Origin of the sequence: Tritonibacter scottomollicae, assembly GCF_032924845.1 — a bacterium.
In the GTDB taxonomy this organism is placed as follows: Bacteria; Pseudomonadota; Alphaproteobacteria; order Rhodobacterales; family Rhodobacteraceae; genus Epibacterium; species Epibacterium scottomollicae.
Window position 1 is genome coordinate 295,827 of the sequence record NZ_CP136704.1, and the last position, 21,836, is coordinate 317,662.

Below are 21,836 nucleotides of genomic sequence, written 5' to 3' on the forward strand. Positions count from 1 at the left end.
GCGTCTGAACGCCGACGCGCGGCCTTACTCCAGCTCGACCAGCAGATCCTTGGCGTCGATCTGGCCACCGGGCTGGACGTGTACGGCCTTCACCACCGCGTCGCGCTCGGCATGCAGGCCGGTTTCCATCTTCATCGCCTCGATGGTCAGCAACAGGTCGCCGTCTTTCACCTTCTGGCCTGGTTGCACCCCGATGGAGGCCACAACCCCCGGCATCGGCGCGCCGATGTGATCCGCGTTGCCAACCTCGGCCTTGGGGCGGGCGGCGGTGGAGGATTTCACCAGACGGTTCGGCACGCGAATGACGCGGGGCTGGCCGTTCAGTTCAAAGAACACCTTCACTTCACCCTGTTCATCGGTCTCGCCGATGGCCTGCAGGCGAATTTCCAGCTTCTTGCCCGGATCGATCTCGGCGGTGATCTCGTCGCCGGGCTCCATGCCGTAAAAGAAGGTCTGCGTCGGCAGAGCACGGACCGGACCGTATTGGCGGTGGCGGCCCATGTAATCCAGGAAGACCTTGGGATACATCAGATAGCCATTGAGATCCTCGTCATCGACGGTGAGGCCTTCCAGCTCCTTCGAGAGATCCGCGCGGGTGCTTTCGATGTCGACAGGCTCCAGATGGGCACCGGGGCGTTCGGTGTTCGGGGCCTCGCCCTTCAGCACCTTCTTGACGATGCCGTCGGGGAACCCGCCCGGAGGCTGGCCGAGGTTGCCGCGCATCATGTCCACCACCGAGTTGGGGAAGGAGACGTCGGATTTCGGATCTTCGACCTGGCTGCGGGTCAGGCCCTGAGAGACCATCATCAGCGCCATGTCACCCACCACCTTGGACGAAGGCGTCACCTTGACGATATCGCCGAACATCTGGTTCACATCGGCATAGGTCTGGGCGACCTCGTGCCAGCGCTCCTCCAGGCCAAGGCTGCGCGCCTGTGCCTTGAGGTTGGTGAACTGGCCGCCGGGCATCTCATGCAGATAAACCTCGGAGGCCGGCGCCATCAGGCCGCTCTCGAACGCTGCATATTGCGCGCGCACGTTTTCCCAGTATTCCGAGATTTCTCGGATGTTGCCGATGTCCAGACCGGTGTCGCGGTCGGTGTTCTTCAGTGCCTCGACGATCGACCCCAGACAGGGCTGCGAGGTGCCGCCAGAGAAGGCATCCATTGCCGCATCCACCGCATCCACACCTGCATCCGCCGCCGCCAGAATGGTCGCGCCCGCAATGCCGGAGGTGTCATGGGTGTGGAAGTGGATCGGCAGGCCGACCTCTTCCTTCAGCGCCTTGATGAGCAGCTTGGCAGAGGCCGGTTTCAACAGCCCCGCCATGTCCTTCAGGCCCAGCACATGGGCGCCCGCCGCTTCCAATTCCTTGGCCATGCCGACGTAGTATTTCACGTCATATTTGGCGCGCTCGGGATCAAGGATATCGCCGGTGTAGCAGATGGTGCCTTCGCAGATCTTGCCGCTCTCCACCACGGCGTCCATGGCGACGCGCATGTTCTCGACCCAATTGAGGCTGTCAAACACGCGGAAGACGTCGATACCCTTGGCGGCTTCTTTCACGAAGAACTGCACCACATTGTCGGGGTAGTTGGTGTAGCCCACCCCGTTGGAGGCGCGCAGCAGCATCTGGGTCATCAGGTTCGGCATCGCCTCGCGCAGGTCGCGCAGACGCTGCCACGGGCATTCCTGCAAGAAACGATAGGCCACATCGAACGTGGCCCCGCCCCAGCACTCGACCGAGAACAGCTGGCTGAGGTTTTGCGCATAGGCAGGCGCCACCTTGATCATGTCATGGCTGCGCATGCGGGTGGCCAGCAGGGACTGGTGGCCGTCGCGCATGGTGGTGTCCGTGAGCAGCAACTGCCGCTGCGCCGTCATCCAGTCCGCGACGGCCTTGGCGCCCTTCTGCTCCAGAAGGTTGCGGGCACCATAAGGGGTGTTGCCCTTGTCGACCTTGGGCGCGCGCGGCTCCTTCAGGTCGGGGTGCGGCGCGGCGCGGCCTTCGGTTTCCGGGTGACCGTTGACGGAGATATCCGCGATATAGGTCAGCACCTTGGTGCCGCGGTCGCGGCGCTTGGCAAAGTGGAACAGCTCCGGCGTCTCGTCGATGAACTTGGTGGTGTACTCATTCGACAGGAAGGTCGGATGCTTCAGCAGGTTCTCGACAAAGGCGATGTTGGTGCTGACACCGCGCACCCGGAATTCACGCAGCGCGCGGTCCATACGGGCGATCGCTTTTTCCGGCGTCGGCGCCTTGGCCGTCACCTTGGTCAGCAGGCTGTCATAGTACCGCGTGATCACGCCGCCCGCATAGGCGGTGCCGCCATCCAGACGGATGCCCATGCCGGTGGCAGAGCGATAGGCCGTGATGCGGCCATAATCGGGGATGAAGTTGTTGAGCGGATCCTCGGTGGTTACGCGGGTCTGCAGCGCGTGACCGTTGAGGGTGATCTCGTCCTGGCTGGCCTTGCCGGTCGCCTCTGCCAGCGTCTTGCCCTCGGCAATCAGGATCTGTGCCTGCACGATGTCGATGCCGGTGACTTCTTCGGTGACGGTGTGTTCCACCTGCACCCGCGGGTTCACCTCGATGAAGTAGAACTTCTCCGTCTCCATATCCATCAGGAATTCGACGGTACCGGCGCATTCATAGTTCACATGTTGGCAGATCTTGCGGCCCAGATCGCAGATCTCGGTCCGTTGCGCATCCGTCAGATAGGGCGCGGGCGCGCGTTCCACGACCTTCTGGTTGCGGCGCTGCACGGAGCAGTCGCGCTCAAACAGGTGGTAGATTTCGCCGTGCTTGTCACCGAGTATCTGCACCTCGACGTGACGGGCGCGGGTGATCATTTTCTCGAGATACCCTTCGCCATTGCCGAATGCGGCTTCGGCCTCGCGGCGACCTTCCAGAACCTTCTCTTCCAGCTCATCCTCGGAGTGGATCGGACGCATGCCGCGTCCGCCGCCACCCCAGGAGGCCTTCAGCATCAGGGGATAGCCGACCTCAGCCGCTTCCTTGCGGATCGCGTCCATGTCGGTGCCCAGCACCTCGGTGGCAGGAATGACCGGCACACCGGCCTCTACGGCCACGCGACGGGCGCTGGCCTTGTCGCCCAAGGCGCGCATGGTTTCGGCCTTGGGGCCGATGAAGGTGATGCCATTGCGTGCGCAGGCATCCACAAAATCGGGGTTTTCCGACAAGAGGCCATAGCCCGGGTGGATCGCATCAGCACCGCATTCCTTGGCGACGCGAATGATCTCGTCGATGGAGAGATAGGCCGCGACAGGGCCGAGGCCCTCGCCGATGCGATAGGCTTCATCCGCCTTGAAGCGGTGCAGGCCCAGTTTGTCCTCCTCCGCATAGACGGCGACGGTGCGTTTGCCCATTTCGTTGGCGGCGCGCATCACACGGATGGCGATCTCACCACGGTTGGCAATCAGGATTTTGTTGAACTCAGTCATCTTTCCCCCGAGGTCTTTATGGGTTGGGCAAGTGGTGAAGGCTGTATGACACGCGGACCATTTGGTCCTCTGGGTGTCTGCGGCATGATTGCGCTCACTTGCGCCCCTTTTCTTGAATTCCGGCAGGTGGGCGTGCCGAAATGCGAAATTGAAGCCGAGAACTCCCGGCTTTTGCCGCCACGGCAGGCCGTTTGGGAAGGCGGGCTGGCGATGTTGTACCGAGCGATCGCGCTTGGTGCACGCATTTTTTTGCACTGCAGCATTTTGAGGGTCGCCTTTCGAGCGTTAACCACTCTTTCGGATAGGACTTCTATTCGAGCGTATTTCGGATAAATTTTAATCAACATCGACGGATCAGTCAGAAGCGATCCTCCAGACCACCGCAAAGCAAGGTCACACGCTCAACGAAACGAAGGACTCAACAGATGCATCGCTTCATTTATGCCAGCACCGCTTCCCGTGACCTTACCGCGCAGCAGATCGCGGACATTGCGGGGGCCTGTCACCGGAACAACCGGCGCGCGGGTCTGACGGGGCTGCTGGTGGTGCATCAGGGCCGGTTCCTGCATATCCTCGAAGGCGACGAAGCCGCAATTCGCCGCCGTGCGCAGATGATCCAGGACGATCCGCGACACCGGGATTTCGAGGTGATCGAAGCCTGCGAGATCCAGATGCGCGCCTTTGACGACTGGACTTTCGTGCATGAGACACCCGCAGCACTGCCGCTCCTTGGCAACGAAAGGGTGAAACCATTGCGTGATCTAATGCCGATCAACAGCCCGTTTCGCGGCAATGATCTTGCGGTCCGTCACAAGGTTCGTGATTTTCTGGCCAGCTTCAAACAGCTTCTGGCAGCGTAGGCCAAAAGAAATTTTACCACCAGTCTGACCCGGGGGGGAACGGCGGGGGATGGCGCGGTCCTTGGGCGAGGATCGCGCCTTTTCTGTAGTTTGGGCGCAGTCAGTCCAGGTTCAAGCGCTTCAGATCGCGTGCTGATTTCAAATCGGAAATGCCCAATTGTCCCATGTTTGCAGCCAGATCCTTGGTCAGCATGTCGGTCAGATGCGCAGGTCCGCGTGCGCCCAATGCGGCAAGCGCATAGTGCCATGCGCGCCCCATCATCACGAAATCTGCGCCAAGCGCCATGGCGCGCAGGATATCCAGTCCGCCCTCGATCCCGCTGTCGAGGATCAGCGGCAGCGGTGTGGCTGCCCGGATTTCCTCCAGAACCTCGATCGGCGCGGGGGCCGCATCGAACTGGCGTCCCGCGTGGTTGGAGATCCAGATCGCATCAGCGCCCGCAGCCTCCAGCCGGGGGACATCTTGCGCATTCAGCACGCCTTTTACCACCAGCGGCCCGTCCCAATGATCGCGCAACCAGTCAAGATAGTCCCAGTCCGGCGCGGTGCGCAGCAGATAGCCAATATGCGCCGTGGAGGACAGGGCAGAGGCGGCACCCTCAATGTATTTGTCCAGCGTGCGCATGTGGGGCATGCCACCATCGCCCTTGTGTTGCATCGCCATGCCCAGGGCCCAGGTCGGGCGCTGCGCCACCTGCACCAGCAGGCGCGGGGTCAGCCTTGGCGGTTGTGTCAGGCCAGATCTGACCTGACGTTCCCTGCGCGAAGCCACCGGCACATCCACCGTCAGCACAAGCACCTTGAACCCGGCATCGCGCGCACGGGCCAGCATGTCCTTACGGATGGTTTCGTCTTTTGGCGGATAAAGCTGGAACCAGCCGTGCGCGCCCAGATGTGGTGCCAGGTCTTCCGGGCTTTGGCTGGCGACCGTGGACAGGCCATAGGGCAGGTTCGCGGACTTTGCATGGCGCGCGAGATGCCCCTCCGCGTCCGGCCAGACCAGCCCAGACATGCCCACCGGCGCGATGCCAAAAGGCAGGGGCAGGGTGGAGCCGAACAGCTCCGTGCTCAGGTCTACGTCCTGCGGACCGTTCAGTATCGCGGGCATCAACCCGATCCGGTCGAGGCAACGGCGGTTGCGCGCTTGCGATGCCTCCCGCCCGGTGGCGCTGTCGAGATACTCCCAGACAAATCGGGGAAGGCGGCGGCGGGCGTGGGCGCGCAGGTCGTCGAGACCGGGGAAACGTTGATCCAAATTCATGCCGCGCATTCTTTGGCGTCCCGCAGCGGGTGTCCAGTGGAAATGCGCGACCGGTATCGAGTATCCGGGGGGGGGGCGGTTAGGCCGCAAGGCCGCCGGAAAACACAGGCAGCACCTGCCGCATCGGACGGGGCTGGTGGCGCCCGGGGCGCGGCTGGGAAAAATCCCGTGGCGGCAGGTCATTCAGCAGCGCCAGCGCCTCGTGCAAGGTCTCGGCGATATCCTGCGGCAGCGCATCTATGTCGTGATGCTCCATGCCGCTGGCGCAGAGCGGCGCGTCGATCCCGTTCGTGCCCAGCAGCTGCAGGCTATGATGTCGGGGATCAAGCCGAAGACGTTCAAACCGCGCCATGACCTCTGCCTCCGGGCCCTCCAGCATATGGATGAACCGGCCTTCGTGGTAGAGAAGGGCGCCACGCAATCCGCTTGCCTCGTTGCGACGGCGGGATTTTTGCACGATCGCAATGACGGCCTCGTCGGGCATCTGGTGAACGGCCTCGCTTATGTAGATCAGTCTGAACATCAACCCGTCCTCCGTATGTGGCCAAACTCTTCGCTTGAATTCACCCTATCATGCGTGCGGGAACCGCCCCAGCTGTCAGGCGGTTAACGTTTTGGTCAAGCGGTCACGCGACCTATCCAGATGTACAGCGATGCCAACCTGAGGGCTTTATCCAGCGCATTCGGACTGATAAGCGCGGTGGCGGAAAGAGCGGAAGGCGTGCGTTCGGAACATAGCATGAACACACCTCTTCCCGTTATCGCTGAATCACGCTAGGATGAGCCCCATGAGCAGTTTCGACGAAATGGACGCCTTCGAGGGCGCATCGCTATCCGCCCGCGCCATGGCCGCGCGGCCCACGCCCTATATGGACGGGTTGAACCCCGCGCAACGCGAGGCGGTAGAGACATTGGACGGCCCGGTATTGATGCTGGCTGGCGCCGGCACCGGCAAGACCAAGGCGCTGACCACGCGCATCGTGCATCTGCTCAGCACCAACAAGGCGCGCACCAATGAAATCCTCGCGGTGACCTTCACCAACAAGGCCGCCCGCGAGATGAAGGAGCGGGTGGGCCGGATGCTGGGCCAACCGGCCGAGGGCATGCCCTGGCTCGGCACCTTTCACTCCATCTGCGTCAAGCTGCTGCGCCGCCATGCGGAACTGGTGGGGCTGAAATCGAATTTCTCCATTTTGGACACCGACGACCAGATCCGCCTGATGAAGCAGCTCATCCAGGCCGCCGGCATCGACGACAAGCGCTGGCCGGCCCGGATGCTGGCCAACATCATCGACGACTGGAAGAACCGCGCACTGACCCCGGAGAAGGTGCCCGCCAGCGACGCCAGCGCCTACAACTATCGGGGCACCGAATTCTACGCCCAGTATCAGGCCCGCCTGAAGGAGCTGAATGCGGTCGATTTTGGCGATCTGTTGCTGCATGTGGTGGAGATCTTCCAGAACAACCCGGATTTGCTGGCGCAGTATCATCGCTGGTTCCGCTACATCCTGGTGGACGAGTATCAGGATACCAACGTCGCTCAGTATCTCTGGCTGCGACTGCTGGCCTCGGGGCACAAGAACATCTGCTGCGTCGGGGATGACGACCAGTCGATCTACGGCTGGCGCGGTGCCGAGGTGGGCAATATCCTGCGGTTTGAAAAGGATTTTTCTGGCGCCAAGGTGATCCGGCTGGAGCAGAACTACCGCTCCACCGCCCATATTCTGGCGGCGGCATCTGGCGTCATTCGCGGCAATGAGGGGCGTCTGGGCAAGGAGCTGTGGACCGAGGCCGACGGCGGCGAAAAGGTCCGCCTGATCGGTCATTGGGACGGCGAGGAAGAGGCCCGCTGGATCGGCGAGGAAATCGAGGCGATGCAGCGCGGCAGTCGCGGCATCCGCCCCATCGACCTCAACGAGATGGCCATCCTGGTGCGTGCCTCGCATCAGATGCGCGCCTTCGAGGACCGTTTCCTGACCATCGGTCTGCCTTATCGCGTCATCGGCGGCCCGCGTTTCTATGAACGTTTGGAAATCCGTGATGCCATGGCTTATTTCCGTGTGGTGATCTCACCCGACGATGATCTGGCCTTTGAACGCATCGTCAACACGCCCAAACGCGGCCTTGGCGACAAGGCGCAGCAGAAAATGCAGATGATCGCCCGCGAAAACGGCGTGTCCCTGCTGGAGGGCGCCCGGATCGCGGTGGAAGAGGGCCACATCAAGGGCAAGGGCGGCGCGGCCCTGCGCCGTCTGGTCGAGGATATCGCCCGCTGGGGCCGCATGACCCGCGTGGTGGCGCCGCCCCAGGGTCCGGAAGACGCGGTGCTGGAGGCCACCAGCTTTGACGCCTTCACCTCTGGGGAGCCGGAGGTTCCGCATGTGGAACTGGCCGAGATCATCCTGGATGAGAGCGGCTACACCACCATGTGGCAGAACGACAAGACGCCGGAGGCCCCGGGCCGCCTTGAAAACCTCAAGGAACTGGTCAAGGCGCTGGAAAACTTCGAGAACCTGCAGGGCTTCCTCGAACATGTCAGCCTGGTGATGGACAACGACAAGCAGGATGCGGAGCAGAAGGTCTCCATCATGACCCTGCACGCGGCCAAGGGGCTGGAGTTTCCGGCGGTGTTCCTGCCGGGCTGGGAGGACGGCCTGTTTCCCTCGCAGCGCTCGATGGATGAAAGCGGCCTCAAGGGGCTCGAGGAAGAACGTCGCCTGGCCTATGTGGGTATCACCCGGGCCGAGGAGGTCTGCACCATTTCCTTTGCCGGAAACCGCCGGGTGTTTGGCCAATGGCAGTCGCAGCTGCCGTCACGATTCGTCGACGAGCTGCCCGAAGAGCATGTGGAGGTGCTGACGCCACCGGGGCTCTATGGCGGGGGCTACGGCGCGGCGGCGCCGGGCGCGGCGCGTGGTTTTGGTGAGACGGCCAATGAATACGGCCGCTCCACCATCGAGGAGCGGATGGCCAATGCAGATGGCTATAATTCTCCGGGTTGGAAACGCATGCAGGCGCGGGCTGGCGAACATGGGCTGAGCAAACCCCGCGAGAGCAAGACCCAGGTGATCGACCTGACGGCCACCTCTGCCTTCACCATGGGCGAGCGGGTGTTCCACCAGAAGTTCGGCTATGGCGCGGTCATCGGGATCGAGGGTGACAAGCTGGAAGTGGATTTCGAGAAGGCCGGGACCAAGAAAGTGGTAGCTCGCTTTGTTTCGGCCAGCGACGACGTGCCGTTCTGACACTCTATTGACCACTCCAGACAGTCGGATCGCTATTGCGATCCGACTGTCTGTCGGGATCGGATCGCTAAGGCGATCCGACCCGGGCGGCGGGGCCGCAGGGGCATGCGCCCCTGCGGCCCCGCCGCCATCCCCTAATTGCAAATGATGACGCAAAAAATCCGCCGCGGTGTGACCGGGGCGGAGGCGTCTGGATTCACAAATAGGGGGAGAGAATAAGGAAACGGCGGCGCCCAGGGAGGAGGAGGGGGCACCGCCGTTCTGTCAAACACCAGGTTAAAGGGAGGAGGAAACCCGGTGCATCTGATCCCGGCGCGAGGCCGGTATTAGGTGCGGTGGCATCAGGGAGGAGGGAGATGCCACCGCGTAGGACAGGTCCTTAAGGGAGGAGGAGAAAGGACCTGATCTCTTGTGTTCTTACTTATCGCCGTAGGCGGCCTCGATGGCGACGCGCTTCAGCATGGAGCGGTTCAGCCCCAGATCCGCCAGTTCGCGACCGGTCAGAGCGTTCAGCTCATTCAGGGTCTCGCGATACACGCGGTATTGAGCGAACTTTTCACGCGCGCCCTGGATCATTTGCGTCACGCCACCGGTGGTGAAGGGGGTATGTGTATTGATCTGGTTCAGGATCGCCATTGCTTTGTCTCGCTCGTCATCGTCGGGGCCGTGTGCCCGTCTGTCTGTGTGTCTCTGTTGATCCTTAAGATAACCAAATGCTGCAAATGCACAATCCGGGGATTGGTCATTTCTGCTATGCAGCAAGTGCATGGGTATAAGGGATATTTTTCCACGTTTTGCCCAAAGTCTGCGCGACAATATTTCCTTTCGCCACATATCTGGGCAAGAATTTGTCGCCATGCCTGTTAGCGCTGTCAATTTGTCGCTTGGGCCCCGTGCATGCAGCGCATATATCCGGTGAAAGCCCGAAGCGATGGCCCAAAAAGGAGTAGTCCCCATGTCAGTGACCAAGGAAGAGATTCGCGCCGCACTGGAGCGTTTGGAGCTTCCCGACGGTGGCACGTTGGTGTCGCGCGACATGCTGCGCGCCCTCACCATCGAGGGCGGCACCGTGCGGTTCGTGATCGAAGCGCCTTCGCCGCAGATCGCCGGGCAGATGGAACCGCTGCGCCGCGCCGCGCAGGCCTGCGTCGCGGAGCTGTCGGGCGTCGAGGAGGTCTCGGTGGTGCTGACCGCCCATGGTCCGGCACAGGCCGGCCCTCAGAAAGCCGCCCCCAGCCTCAAGCTGGGCGGTCATCCCAAACCGCAGGCCGCACCAATGAAGCCCTCGGGCGTCAAGCGCATCCTCGCCATCGCCTCCGGCAAGGGTGGCGTCGGCAAATCCACCGTCAGCGCCAATCTCGCCGTGGCCCTGGCGCGGCAGGGGCGCAAGGTCGGCCTGCTGGACGCGGATATATACGGTCCCTCGCAGCCGCGCATGATGGGGGTCTCCGGACGCCCCGCCAGCCCGGATGGCACCACGATCGAGCCGCTGCACGCCCATGGGGTCACGGTAATGTCGATCGGCTTCATGGTGGAGGAACGCAAGGCCGTGGTCTGGCGCGGCCCGATGCTGATGGGGGCGCTGCAGCAGATGCTGGGGCAGGTGAACTGGGGCGAGCTGGACGTGCTGATCGTCGATTTGCCACCGGGCACCGGCGATGTGCAGCTCACCCTCTGCACCAAGGCGGAGCTGACGGGGGCCATCGTGGTTTCCACACCGCAGGATGTCGCGTTGCTGGATGCCCGCAAGGCGCTCGACATGTTCGACACGCTCAAGACTCCGGTGCTTGGGCTGATTGAGAACATGTCTTTCTTTACCTGTCCCGATTGCGGCGGCACTCACAACATCTTTGGCAATGGCGGTGTCGCGGCGGAGGCTGAGGCTCTGCGCCTACCGCTGCTTGGCGCACTGCCGATCGACCTTGAAACACGGTTGGCCGGGGACGGTGGCACGCCGATTGCGGCCGGCGATGGGCCGATGGCCGAGGCCTACGCCCGTATCGCAAGCGGGCTTGTCGAGGGCGGCATGGCCTGATCAACGACCTGCCACGCCTCGGGCCAAGTCGGTGCAAGCCTCCGTGGGCAACCACACGGCGGCGATTGATTAGGGCATCTCTCCCTTGGCCTGCAAGACGTCGTCGGAGTTCTTCAGGGCATGGGCTATCGGGTTGCAGCGCGCGTCGTATCAGCGGCGGAAGTCGGCGGGGCGCATATCCGCGAACTGTTGTTCACTCTGGCCCACGCCGACGTTCAAGAGCGGCGGGGCGAACGCATGCATCGTGGCGGGCCCAACGGGCGTGAAGTTCAAGCCGGACTTAAACAAAACCAGCACGCAGATCGGGATGCCACGGGCGGCGGCTGGCTGGACACTGATGTGGGGTCTGCTGGGAGCGGCGGAGTGAACGCCGCAGCGGTTCCGCTCTTCCCACCGCTTCCGGATGAATTTGAGCAATGGGGAGAAGCGCTCAGAGCATTCCCTGAGCTTAAACCCTGCGTTCACGGACTAGATGATGGGGTGGCCTTAGGGCTGGACCGATCCGCTGCAGCCGGCAACGGGGTGGTCCCAATGGCTGCGGCGCGCGCGTTCCTCGATCTGCAGCAGGAGCTTGTAGTGTGAAAGCCACTTGAAGGGGCGTTCAACGCCCCTTCAATCCCATGTCAGACCAAAACCGCGTTGCTGTAAAAAAGTCTGTAAATCACTGTAAAAAAGTCCGTCACGCTACAACAGGCGCTACAGGAATGGGAAACCATGGCCCGGTTCACGGGAAATCATGGGCGGTATGGGAAACCATGGCCCGTTGCCAGGTTTGGTGCAAAACGAATCACATAAATTGGGAAAAGCAGCGGTCGGAGGCGGTATTTTGCATGCCGTGTGTGAACAAGTGGTGAACAAATGCTCCCGCCTGTCATCTGCCTAAAGGAATCGTGGGAAATTAAGGGAAGTTTTTCGTAGGCGCAAGTGTGCCATATATATGGTGTTGATCTGAGGTTTCTGCCCCACATGCAGCCGTATTCGAGTATTTCGGCCTTGCGGGCGACTTTGAAATGCGACTCTGAGCGGCGATTCTCACCCTGCTACCTGTAGAAATCCCTTGCGGGACCATGCATTCCCATTGTATCCCTAATTCATCGGATGAGAACGAAGAGCACGGGGCAACAAACGACCCCAACCTTACAAAACGGCAGGTTTCATACAGGCCTTCGCTTTCATCAATGAAGAGATCCGGCGCGCGAGCGAGCAGACATCCCCCCAGGTGGCGCGCGCAGTCGGACACCCCGCATAGCGGGTCAAGGCGGCGGGTTGATCAGTGGCAGCGGATCAACTCGCCCCTTTTGGTTTTAAGGCCCCGGGTTCAGGACGAAGCCGGGGAAACGCGCGGGACGCGGGAAAGGGCGGCGCAGTGGGTCGCAGGTTCAGAGGCGAGAGCCACCACAAGGTGGACAGCAAGGGGCGGGTGTCTATCCCAGCCTCCTTTCGCCGTGTGCTGGAATCCTCCGACCCGAACTGGCAGCCTGGCGACAGTCCCGAACTGGTGATCGTGTACGGCGACCACCGCCGCCAATACCTCGAGTGCTACACCATGGAGGCCATTGAAGAGGTCGACGCCAAGATCGCGGCGTTGCCCCGTGGCTCTCGCGGGCGCAAGGTCCTTGAGCGTATCTTCAATGGTCAGTCCCTGCCCACCACCGTCGATGAGACCGGTCGCCTTGTGCTGCCGGCCAAACTGCGGCAGAAGATCGACCTCGATAACGAGGCCTTCTTTATCGCATCCGGCGACACCTTTCAGATCTGGAAGCCCGAGACCTATGATGAGGTCGAGATGGCCGAAGCTGAGAAGCTGCTGGACGATCTGCCCGAAGACTTCGATCCCCTTGAATTCCTAGACGGCGCCGGAGGCGCGTAACTCATGTCGGACCGCCCCGCTGCTTCTTCCGGTCCCCATATCCCCGTCCTGCTGAAGCCGCTGCTGGCGGCTGTGGCGCCGGTCCGGGGGCGCTGGCTCGATGGCACCTTCGGGGCCGGGGGCTATACCAAGGGTCTGCTGGCCGCCGGGGCCGATCAGGTCATCGGCGTCGACCGCGACCCGCTGGCCTTCGAGATGGCGCAACCCTGGGCGGCGGACTACGGCGACAAGCTGGTGCTGCAGCAGGGGGTCTTCTCCCGCATGGATGACTACGCGCAGGATCTGGACGGCGTTGTGCTGGACCTTGGTGTCTCCTCTATGCAGCTTGACCTGGCCGAGCGGGGGTTTTCCTTCATGAAGGACGGCCCGCTCGATATGCGCATGTCGCAGGACGGCCCCTCTGCCGCGGATCTGGTGGCAGAGCTCACCGAGGTGCAACTTGCGGATATCATTTACAATTTCGGCGAGGAACGTGCCTCGCGCCGGATCGCCAAGGCCATCGTGCGCGAGCGCGCCATTGAGCCGATCACCACCACCCTGCGCCTGACCGAGATCATTGAGAGCTGCCTGCCGCGCCCCAAGCCCGGCCAGTCGCATCCCGCCACACGCAGCTTTCAGGCGCTGCGCATCGCGGTGAACGGCGAATATGAGGAGCTGATGGGCGGTTTGCTGGCTGCCGAACGGGCGCTGAAACCCGGTGGCCTCTTGGCGGTGGTGACTTTCCATTCGGTCGAGGATCGCATGGTCAAACGCTTCTTCCAGCACCGCGCCAACAAGACCGGCAATGCCAACCGCTACGCCCCCGCACTTGAAGAGCTGCCAAGCCAGTTCGAGCTGGTCACCCGCAAGGCCGTTGGTCCCGATGACGAGGAGCTGGCGCAGAACCCTAGGTCGCGCTCAGCCCTGTTGCGTGTGGGGCGCCGCACGGATGCGGCCCCGACCGAAATCACCGCCCGCGAACTGAGCATGCCGCAGTTGAAAGAGACGCGCTGATGAGAACCCTTGCCTATATTCTGACGATCCTCGCGGTCTTTGGTCTGGCATTCTGGGCCTACCGCGAGAATTACGCCACGCAACAGGTGCTGAAAGAAACCCGCGGCCTGCGCAGCAATATTGCCGCGGCCCAGGTGCGTCTCAGCGTGTTGCGGGCGGAATGGGCCTATCTCAACCGCCCGGATCGGCTGCGCAATCTTGCCGAGCTGAACTTTGACAGCCTCGGTCTGGTGCCGCTGCGTCCGGATCAGTTTGGCCGCGTCGACGAAGTGTCCTTTCCGCCCTCCGGTCTGGTGATCGAAGAGGGCGTTGAAGTGTCCGCCTATGGGCAGGAGGACGACCAATGATCCGCACGCCCCTGCGTCCCTTGGCCCGTGTGCTGCCCGCCCGAGCGCGCGGCGAGAACCCGGACCTGATCGAGCGCGAGAATCTCGCGCAGCGCCACAGCGAGATGGAGGTGCGCGCGCGCACCCGTGCCGAGGGCCGGCTGCTGGTGTTGGCGGCGTTCTTTGTCTGTGCCTATGTGGCGATCGGCGGGCGTATGGCGTTTATGGCAACCTCCGAGCCGTCAGAGCCGGTGGCCTCCGTGGGGGGCAGCGCGATTGCCAATCAGCGGGCCGATATCGTGGACCGTGATGGCCGCATCCTGGCGACCAACTTCGAGACCCATTCGCTCTATGCGCAGCCGCCGCAGATGATTGATCCCGTCGCCGCCGCCGACAAGCTGGTGGCGATCTTCCCCGATCTGGAGCGCGAGCGCCTGCTGAAGGATTTCACGGGTAAGCGCAAGTTCCTGTGGATCAAGAAGAAAATCAGCCCGGAACAGCTTCAGGCCGTGCATGATATCGGTGATCCGGGGTTGATGTTCGGGCCGCGTGAAATGCGCCTGTATCCCAACGGCCAACTGGCGTCCCATGTGCTGGGCGGTGCGTCCTTCGGCAAGGAGGGCGTGAGCGCGGCCGAGGTGATCGGTGTCGCGGGGGTTGAAAAACAATTCGACGACTACCTGCGCGACCCGGCCAATGCGGGTAAGCCGCTGGAGTTGAGCCTCGATCTGTCGGTGCAGGACGCCTCCGAAGAGGTGCTCTATGGCGGCATGAAGCTGATGAACGCCAAGGGGGCGACTTCGATCCTGATGGACGTGCACACCGGCGAGGTGATCTCGGTCGCAAGCCTGCCGGATTTCGACCCCAACGAACGGCCCCGGCCGCCAACCTCCGGTTTCGACCCGTCGCAAAGCCCGCTGTTCAACCGCTCGGTTCAGGGGGTCTATGAGCTGGGCTCCACCTTCAAGATCTTCACCGCTGCGCAGGCGATGGAGCTGGATCTGGTGACGCCGGACACGGTCATCGACATTCGTGGCCCCCTGCGCTGGGGCAAGTTCTCGATCAAAGATTTCAGCAACTACGGCAAGGAGTTGACGGTTTCCCGTATCATCGAGAAATCGTCCAACATCGGCACGGCGCGCATGGCCCAGCAGATCGGGGCCGAGCGTCAGCGGGCGTTCCTCGACCGGCTCGGCATGTTGAAGCCGACCCCGTTCGAGATCGTCGAGGCCTCCGGTGGTCAGCCGCTGTTGCCCAAGAACTGGTCGGAACTGTCAACAATGACCATTTCCTACGGTCACGGTATTTCCACCACCCCGATGCATCTTGCGGCGGGCTACGCGGCGATCGCCAATGGCGGGCGCTATGTGGCGCCAACGATCCTGAAGCAGACTGGCCCTCAGATGGGTGAGCGTATCGTGAGTGAAGAGGTGGCAAAGGCGTCACTGGACATGCTGCGTCTGGTCGTCAGCAACGGCACAGCCTCCATGGCTGAGGTGAAGGGCTACAGCGTGGGTGGGAAAACCGGCTCCGCTGACAAGCCAAAGCCGATGGGCGGCTATTACAAGGACAAGGTGATCGCGACCTTTGCGGCTGTCTTTCCCACCGATGAGCCGAAGTATGTGTTGGTGGTGACGCTCGATGAACCTGAAATCATCGCCCATGGCGAGGATCGTCGCACCGCAGGTTGGACTGCGGCACCGGTCGCCGGAGAGATGATTGCACGGCTGGCGCCGCTGCTTGGCCTCAGACCGCAGATTGAACCCGCCCATATCTCTGGTGTAACCCTCACCTCAAACTAACATGTGGGGACACCATGAACGACAAACCAGCGCTTAAGCTCAGCCAGTTGGGGCTGACCGCACGTGGCGGTATCGATCCGGTGATTTCCGGGCTGGCGGTGGACAGCCGTGATGTGCGGCAAGGCTTTGTTTTTGCGGCCCTGCCGGGCACCCGTGTGCATGGGGCCGAATTTGTCCCGCAGGTTCTGGAGCAGGGCGCGGTTGCGATTCTGACCGATGCCTATGGTGCAGAGACCGCAGCGGCGGCGATTGCGGCCGCCGGGGCCGCGCTGGTGGTCACAGAAGACCCACGGCAGGCCCTGTCGGGCGCAGCAGCGCTGTGGTTCGGCGGACAACCGCCGGTCGCGGTGGCGGTGACCGGCACCAACGGCAAGACCTCGGTGGCCACCTTCCTGCGCATGATCTGGACGGAACTCGGCCATCAGGCGGTGAACCTTGGCACCACCGGGATCGAGGGGGCATGGACCCATCCGCTCGCCCATACCACGCCGGAGCCGATCACGCTTCACCGTGCCCTCGCGGCGGCGGCAGAGGCGGGTGTCACCCATGTGGCGATGGAGGCGTCTTCGCACGGGTTGGATCAGCGCCGCCTGGACGGCGTGCAGCTTCTGGCCGGGGGCTTTACCAACTTCACGCAGGATCATCTCGACTATCACGAAACCTTCGAGGCCTATTTCGCCGCCAAGGCCGGTTTGTTTCGCCGTGTCATGTCGGAAGATGACGTGGCCGTTATCAACATGTCTGACCCGCGCGGTGCGGAGATGCGGGCCATTGCAGCTGCACGCGGCCAGGAGGTGATCTCGGTCGGTCGTGGGCTCGGGGATCTTGCGCTGATGGGCATGCGGGTGGATGCAACCGGGCAGGATATCCGCTTCACCTGGCATGACCGCCCCTTTGCCAAGCGGCTCAACCTGATCGGCGGCTTCCAGGCGGAGAACATTCTGGTTGCGGCGGGGCTTGCCATTGCCAGCGGCGAGGTGCCGGAGCAGGTGTTTGACACACTGCCGCATCTCAGCACAGTGCGGGGCCGGATGGAGCTGGCCGCGACGCGTGATAATGGCGCGACGGTTTTTGTCGATTACGCCCATACGCCCGATGCGGTGGCCACCGCGATCAAGGCCTTGCGCCCGCATGTGCTGGGACGTCTTGTGGCCATTGTTGGTGCGGGCGGCGACCGGGACGCGACCAAGCGCCCCCTGATGGGGCAGGCGGCGCATGACCACGCGGATGCGGTGATCGTCACCGACGACAACCCCCGCTCGGAAGATCCCGAAGCGATCCGCGCTGCCGTCATGGGCGGAGCGCCAAATGCCTTGAACGTGGGTGACCGGGCCGAGGCGATCCTGCGCGGGGTCGACATGCTGGAGCCGGGTGACGCGCTGCTGATTTGTGGCAAGGGCCATGAGAGCGGCCAGACCATTGGCAACGACGTGTTGCCCTTTGACGATGTGGAGCAGGCCAGCATGGCCGTCGCCGCGCTGGATGGGAGGCTGGCATGAGCCTTTGGACCGCACAGGAGGCCGCCGCCGCAACGGGCGGGCAGGCCATAACCGACTGGCGCGTCGACGGGATTTCCATCGACACCCGTAGCCTGCAACCGGGCGATCTGTTCGTGGCGCTCACTGCGGCGCGGGACGGGCATGACTTCGTGGCGCAGGCGCTGGAAAAGGGGGCGGGGGCCGCATTGGTGTCGCGCATTCCAGAAGGGGTGGCAGCTGATGCGCCGCTCTTGGTTGTGGAGGACGTACAGGCCGGGCTTGAGGCATTGGGACGGGCCGGGCGGGCCCGGACGCAGGCCCGCGTGGTTGCGGTTACGGGGTCTGTCGGCAAGACCTCGACCAAGGAAATGCTGGCCGCGATGCTGGCGCCGCAGGGCCGCACCCATGCCGCTGTGGCGAGTTTCAACAACCACTGGGGCGTGCCGCTGACACTGGCGCGGATGCCTGCCGATACGGAATTTGCGGTGATCGAGGTCGGTATGAACCACCCCGGCGAGATCGCGCCACTGGCCCTGCAGGCACGTCCGCATGTGGCCATGGTGACCACCGTCGCCGCCGTGCATCTGGAAGCGTTTGAGGATGTGGCCGGCATCGCCCGCGAGAAGGCGGCCATCCTTGAGGGGCTGGAGCCCGGCGGGGTTGCGGTGCTGAACGCCGACCTCGACGAAAGCCCGGTGCTGGGTGAGGTGGCCGTGGCCAAGGGTTGCGAGACCCGCTGGTTTGGACGCAGCGCGTCGGACTATGCGCTCTACGCCGTGGATCTGGACGGTGATGTCACCCGCGCCTCCTATCGCTTTGAAGGGCGTGAGATCAGTGCAGAGATCCAGTCGCTTGGTGCGCATTTTGCCATGAACGCCATTGGCGCGCTTGCGGCGGTCACAGCACTTGGTGCGGACCTCGATCTGGCGCTGGCCGGGCTGGCGGGCTGGTCGCCGGTCAAGGGGCGCGGCGCGCGCTTCACTGTCGATGTACCCGACGGCACCGTCACCGTGCTGGACGACGCCTATAACGCCAACCCCACCTCGGTCACGGCGGCGCTGACGGTGCTGGCTGCGACCAAGGGCGAGGGGCGCAGGATCGCCTTTCTGGGCGATATGGGCGAATTGGGCGACGAGGCCGCGACGCTACATGCGCAGCTGGCCGCGTTTCCGGCGATGGACAATATTGATACCGTTCACTGTATCGGACCGTTGATGGCAGCGCTGCATGCGGCCCTGCCCGAGGCCAAACGGGGCCTGCGGGTCGAGACCAGCGCCGAGGCGGTGGCAGCCCTCAACGGGGAAATCCGCGGCGGCGATGTGGTCTTGGCCAAGGGCTCTCTCTACATGCAGATGGCGCGCGTGGTTGACGCGATCCGGGAAATCGGTCAAGGCAACGCACCTTCATGACACATCAACTTGCACCACTCAGAACAGGAACCGCTCTGGTATGCTTTACTGGCTGACCGCCCTGTCGGACGGGGGGGACTTTTTCAACCTCTTCCGCTACATCACCTTCCGCGCTGGCGGAGCTTTCCTGACCGCGCTGATCTTTGGCTTCGTGTTTGGCAAACCGCTGATCAACGTGCTGCGCCGCCGGCAAGGCAAGGGGCAGCCGATCCGCGACGACGGGCCGGAGGGGCATCTGGCCAAGGCCGGCACCCCCACCATGGGCGGCTTGCTGATCGTGGGGGCGCTGTTGTTCTCGACCCTCGTCTGGGCGCGCTGGGACAACCCGTTTGTCTGGTTGGTGCTGTTTGTGACCATGTCGTTCGGCCTGATCGGGTTTGCGGATGACTATGCCAAGGTCTCCAAGCAGAACACCAAGGGCGTGCCGGGCAAGGTGCGGTTGGCGCTGGGGTTTGCGATCGCGATCATTGCGGCGCTTTGGGCCAGCTGGAGCCATCCGGTTGAGCTGCAGAACCAGCTTGCTCTGCCGGTGTTCAAGGACACGCTGGTCAACCTCGGGCTGCTCTATGTGCCATTCTGCATCTGCGTCATCGTCGGCGCGGCCAACGCGGTGAACCTGACGGATGGTCTGGATGGTCTGGCGATCATGCCGGTGATGGTCGCGGCGGGCACGCTGGGCATTATCGCCTATGCGGTGGGGCGTGTCGATTTTACTGAATATCTGGATGTGCACTATGTGCCGGGCACCGGTGAAATCCTGATCTTTACCGCGGCGCTGTTTGGCGGCGGGCTGGGGTTTCTGTGGTACAACGCGCCACCGGCTGCTGTGTTCATGGGCGACACCGGCTCTCTCGCGCTGGGTGGGGCCCTTGGTGCGATCGCTGTGGCGACCAAACACGAACTGGTGCTGGCCATCGTGGGTGGGCTGTTCGTGGTCGAGGCGCTTTCGGTGATCGTGCAGGTGCTCTACTTCAAGCGCACCGGCAAGCGGGTGTTCCTGATGGCGCCGATCCATCACCACTACGAGAAAAAGGGCTGGGCAGAGCCGACCATCGTGATCCGCTTCTGGATCATCTCGCTGATCCTGGCGTTGATCGGACTGGCAACACTGAAGGTCCGCTGAGGCCCAAGCGAAAGGGCAGCGCCCTCCCGTGGGGAGGGTCGGGCGCTGTCCGACCTCTCGGTCGAACGGGGGGGCAACCAATCCACCTTTGGCACCCGACCTGCTGGCGGGGCGCTCAAGCGTTACTCTGAGATATGTCACACCGCGTTGGGGAAGCCTTGCGCGGTTTCGTCGTTAAGAAAGGCGGCGCCGCCGGAGGGGCGGAGCATTGGCTGGCCTGTTTTAAGGGCCAAATCCAGTGAGGCCTCGGGTGGATCCGCCCTGCACCCAATGAGGGGGTGGTCTCGGGACGGGCCGAACTCCTGTGGGTCTTTGATGTCGCGACGCATCAAGACTAGCACGCTGGCATGAAGGTGGCGTCAGCAGGGCGCGCGCGAGGATGGCAACGGTTCGGTCCGACCGAGAGGTCGGACAGCGCCTGACCTTCCCCCCGGGAAGGCGCTTCACGCCTCCCCAAGGTCAGGCACTGTCCGGGTGCTCAAGCCCGCTTGCATTCCCGCCGCGCTCCGGTGCAGTGTCGCGCCGAACAGAGATGTCAGAAGAGGTGCGGCATGATCCCGGTTAAAGGTGTCACAGGGCAGAAGATTGCGGTCTTGGGGCTGGGCCGGTCGGGCCTCGCCACGGCGCGGGCGCTGCGCGAAGGCGGCGCGGAGGCGATCTGCTGGGACGACAACCCCGCCGCGCGGGACGCCGCCGAAGGTGAGGGCTTTGCCTGCCGCGAGCTGACCAGACAGGATGCGTTTGACGATATCGCGGCCCTGATCGTGTCGCCGGGTATTCCGCATCTCTACCCCAAGCCAAACCCGGTGGTGCGCGCCGCCTTGATTGCGGGCGTGCCGGTGGACAACGATATCGGGCTGTTCTTCCGCTCTGTTGCCTCGGGCGAATGGGACGAGTTTGTCACCATGCCCAAGGTGATCGCGATCACCGGATCCAACGGCAAATCCACCACGGTGGCGCTCTTGAATCATATCCTCGAACACGTGGGCCGCGACAGTCAGATGGCGGGCAACATCGGCCGTGGGGTGCTGGACATCGACCCGCCGGGCGATGGCGGCGTGGTGGTGCTGGAGCTGTCCTCCTACCAGACGGATCTGGCGCGGGCGCTGACGCCGGATGTGGCGGTCTTTACCAATCTGACGCCGGATCACCTGGACCGTCACGCCGGCATGGGCGGCTATTTTGCGGCCAAGCGACGGCTGTTCGCCGAAGGTGGTCCCGACCGCGCGGTCATCGGCGTTGACGAGGACGAGGGGCTGTTCCTGGCCGGGCAGCTGAGCGAGGGCAATGGCGATGACCGGGTGATCCGGGTGTCGTCAGGGCAGAAGCTGTCGGGCGGCGCGGGCTGGACGGTTTTTGCCCGCAAGGGCTTCCTGTCGGAATATCGCAAGGGGCGGCAGGCAGGATCGATCGACCTGCGTGACATTCCCGGCCTGCCCGGAGCGCACAACCATCAGAACGCATGTGCGGCCTATGCCGCAGCGCGCACCCTGGGCCTGGCGCCCCGGGTGATCGAGGCGGCGATGCGCACATATCCCGGTCTGCCACACCGCAGTCAGCGGGTGGCCGAGGTGGATGGGGTGTCTTATGTGAATGACAGCAAGGCCACCAATGTCGACAGCGCGGCCAAGGCGCTAAGTGCCTTCAAGAAGATCCGCTGGATCTGCGGCGGGCTGGAGAAGGAAGGCGGGCTGGAGGGCCTCAAAGGCGCGAGCGACGAGGTGGTCAAAGCCTATGTGATCGGCCGCGAGGCGGCGCAGTTCGCCATGCAGCTGGACGTGGAAGCCGAGGTTTGCACCACCATGGCGCAAGCGGTGGCGCGGGCGGTGGCGGATGCAGAGCCGGGCGAAACCGTGCTGCTGGCTCCGGCGGCGGCAAGTTTCGACCAATACGACAGCTTTGAGAAGCGCGGCGAGGATTTCATCGCCGAAGTCACGGCCCGATTGCAACTCTGAGGTCTGAGGCTGCC

16 protein-coding genes are annotated in these 21,836 nt (G+C 63.2%); 12 read left to right on the forward strand and 4 right to left on the reverse strand.

Annotation, left to right across the window (positions count from 1 at the left end; translation table 11 throughout):
• Positions 1-24: 24 nt before the first annotated feature.
• The gene (locus R1T40_RS02115; RefSeq protein ID WP_317385706.1) at positions 25-3,465 is read right to left on the reverse strand and encodes a pyruvate carboxylase; all 3,441 of its coding nucleotides are present in this window, start codon (positions 3,463-3,465) and stop codon (positions 25-27) included.
• A gap of 425 nt (positions 3,466-3,890) precedes the next feature.
• On the opposite strand from R1T40_RS02115, the gene R1T40_RS02120 reads away from it, so the two are divergent.
• Positions 3,891-4,325, forward strand: coding sequence for a BLUF domain-containing protein (locus R1T40_RS02120; protein ID WP_106163247.1), 435 nt, complete (start codon positions 3,891-3,893; stop codon positions 4,323-4,325).
• A gap of 100 nt (positions 4,326-4,425) precedes the next feature.
• Here R1T40_RS02120 and R1T40_RS02125 read toward each other — a convergent pair whose 3' ends face one another.
• Positions 4,426-5,595, reverse strand: a complete 1,170-nt coding sequence (locus R1T40_RS02125; RefSeq protein ID WP_317385707.1) for an alpha-hydroxy acid oxidase — start codon at positions 5,593-5,595, stop codon at positions 4,426-4,428.
• 70 nt (positions 5,596-5,665) lie between these two features.
• Complete coding sequence (locus tag R1T40_RS02130) at positions 5,666-6,109, reverse strand: BLUF domain-containing protein (protein ID WP_317385708.1); 444 nt, start codon at positions 6,107-6,109, stop codon at positions 5,666-5,668.
• A gap of 265 nt (positions 6,110-6,374) precedes the next feature.
• Here R1T40_RS02130 and R1T40_RS02135 point away from each other — a divergent pair, with 265 nt between their 5' ends.
• A complete protein-coding gene (locus R1T40_RS02135; protein WP_317385709.1) occupies positions 6,375-8,831 on the forward strand; it encodes an ATP-dependent helicase in 2,457 nt (818 codons plus the stop codon).
• 417 nt (positions 8,832-9,248) lie between these two features.
• Here the strand turns inward: R1T40_RS02135 and R1T40_RS02140 are convergent, their stop codons facing one another.
• Complete coding sequence (locus tag R1T40_RS02140; RefSeq protein WP_106163251.1) at positions 9,249-9,467, reverse strand: DUF1127 domain-containing protein; 219 nt, start codon at positions 9,465-9,467, stop codon at positions 9,249-9,251.
• Positions 9,468-9,786: 319 nt separating this feature from the next.
• Between R1T40_RS02140 and R1T40_RS02145 the strand changes: the two genes are divergently transcribed.
• The 10 genes from R1T40_RS02145 (at position 9,787) to murD (ending at position 21,822) form a co-directional block, all read left to right on the forward strand.
• Complete coding sequence (locus R1T40_RS02145; protein ID WP_317385710.1) at positions 9,787-10,866, forward strand: Mrp/NBP35 family ATP-binding protein; 1,080 nt, start codon at positions 9,787-9,789, stop codon at positions 10,864-10,866.
• Between the two features lie 120 nt (positions 10,867-10,986).
• Positions 10,987-11,448 carry a hypothetical protein gene (locus R1T40_RS02150; protein WP_317385711.1) on the forward strand — a complete coding sequence of 154 codons (462 nt, stop codon included), beginning with the start codon at positions 10,987-10,989 and terminating at the stop codon, positions 11,446-11,448.
• A gap of 784 nt (positions 11,449-12,232) precedes the next feature.
• Entirely contained in the window at positions 12,233-12,736 is a 504-nt protein-coding gene (gene mraZ, locus R1T40_RS02155; protein ID WP_106163303.1) for a division/cell wall cluster transcriptional repressor MraZ, read from the forward strand.
• 3 nt (positions 12,737-12,739) lie between these two features.
• The gene (rsmH, locus tag R1T40_RS02160; protein ID WP_106163304.1) at positions 12,740-13,729 is read left to right on the forward strand and encodes a 16S rRNA (cytosine(1402)-N(4))-methyltransferase RsmH; all 990 of its coding nucleotides are present in this window, start codon (positions 12,740-12,742) and stop codon (positions 13,727-13,729) included.
• A complete protein-coding gene (gene ftsL, locus R1T40_RS02165) occupies positions 13,729-14,076 on the forward strand; it encodes a cell division protein FtsL (protein ID WP_106163305.1) in 348 nt (115 codons plus the stop codon). The genes rsmH and ftsL overlap by 1 nt, the downstream gene beginning before the upstream one ends.
• Entirely contained in the window at positions 14,073-15,857 is a 1,785-nt protein-coding gene (locus tag R1T40_RS02170) for a peptidoglycan D,D-transpeptidase FtsI family protein (RefSeq protein WP_106163306.1), read from the forward strand. The genes ftsL and R1T40_RS02170 overlap by 4 nt, the downstream gene beginning before the upstream one ends.
• 14 nt (positions 15,858-15,871) lie before the next feature.
• Positions 15,872-17,356: a UDP-N-acetylmuramoyl-L-alanyl-D-glutamate--2,6-diaminopimelate ligase gene (locus R1T40_RS02175; RefSeq protein ID WP_317385712.1), complete on the forward strand. Its 1,485-nt coding sequence runs from the start codon at positions 15,872-15,874 to the stop codon at positions 17,354-17,356.
• A complete protein-coding gene (locus tag R1T40_RS02180) occupies positions 17,353-18,744 on the forward strand; it encodes a UDP-N-acetylmuramoyl-tripeptide--D-alanyl-D-alanine ligase (RefSeq protein WP_317385713.1) in 1,392 nt (463 codons plus the stop codon). The genes R1T40_RS02175 and R1T40_RS02180 overlap by 4 nt, the downstream gene beginning before the upstream one ends.
• Before the next feature lie 40 nt (positions 18,745-18,784).
• Positions 18,785-19,867, forward strand: a complete 1,083-nt coding sequence (gene mraY / locus R1T40_RS02185) for a phospho-N-acetylmuramoyl-pentapeptide-transferase (protein WP_106163309.1) — start codon at positions 18,785-18,787, stop codon at positions 19,865-19,867.
• Positions 19,868-20,418: 551 nt separating this feature from the next.
• Positions 20,419-21,822 carry a UDP-N-acetylmuramoyl-L-alanine--D-glutamate ligase gene (gene murD, locus R1T40_RS02190; RefSeq protein WP_317385714.1) on the forward strand — a complete coding sequence of 468 codons (1,404 nt, stop codon included), beginning with the start codon at positions 20,419-20,421 and terminating at the stop codon, positions 21,820-21,822.
• The last annotated feature ends 14 nt before the right edge of the window (positions 21,823-21,836 follow it).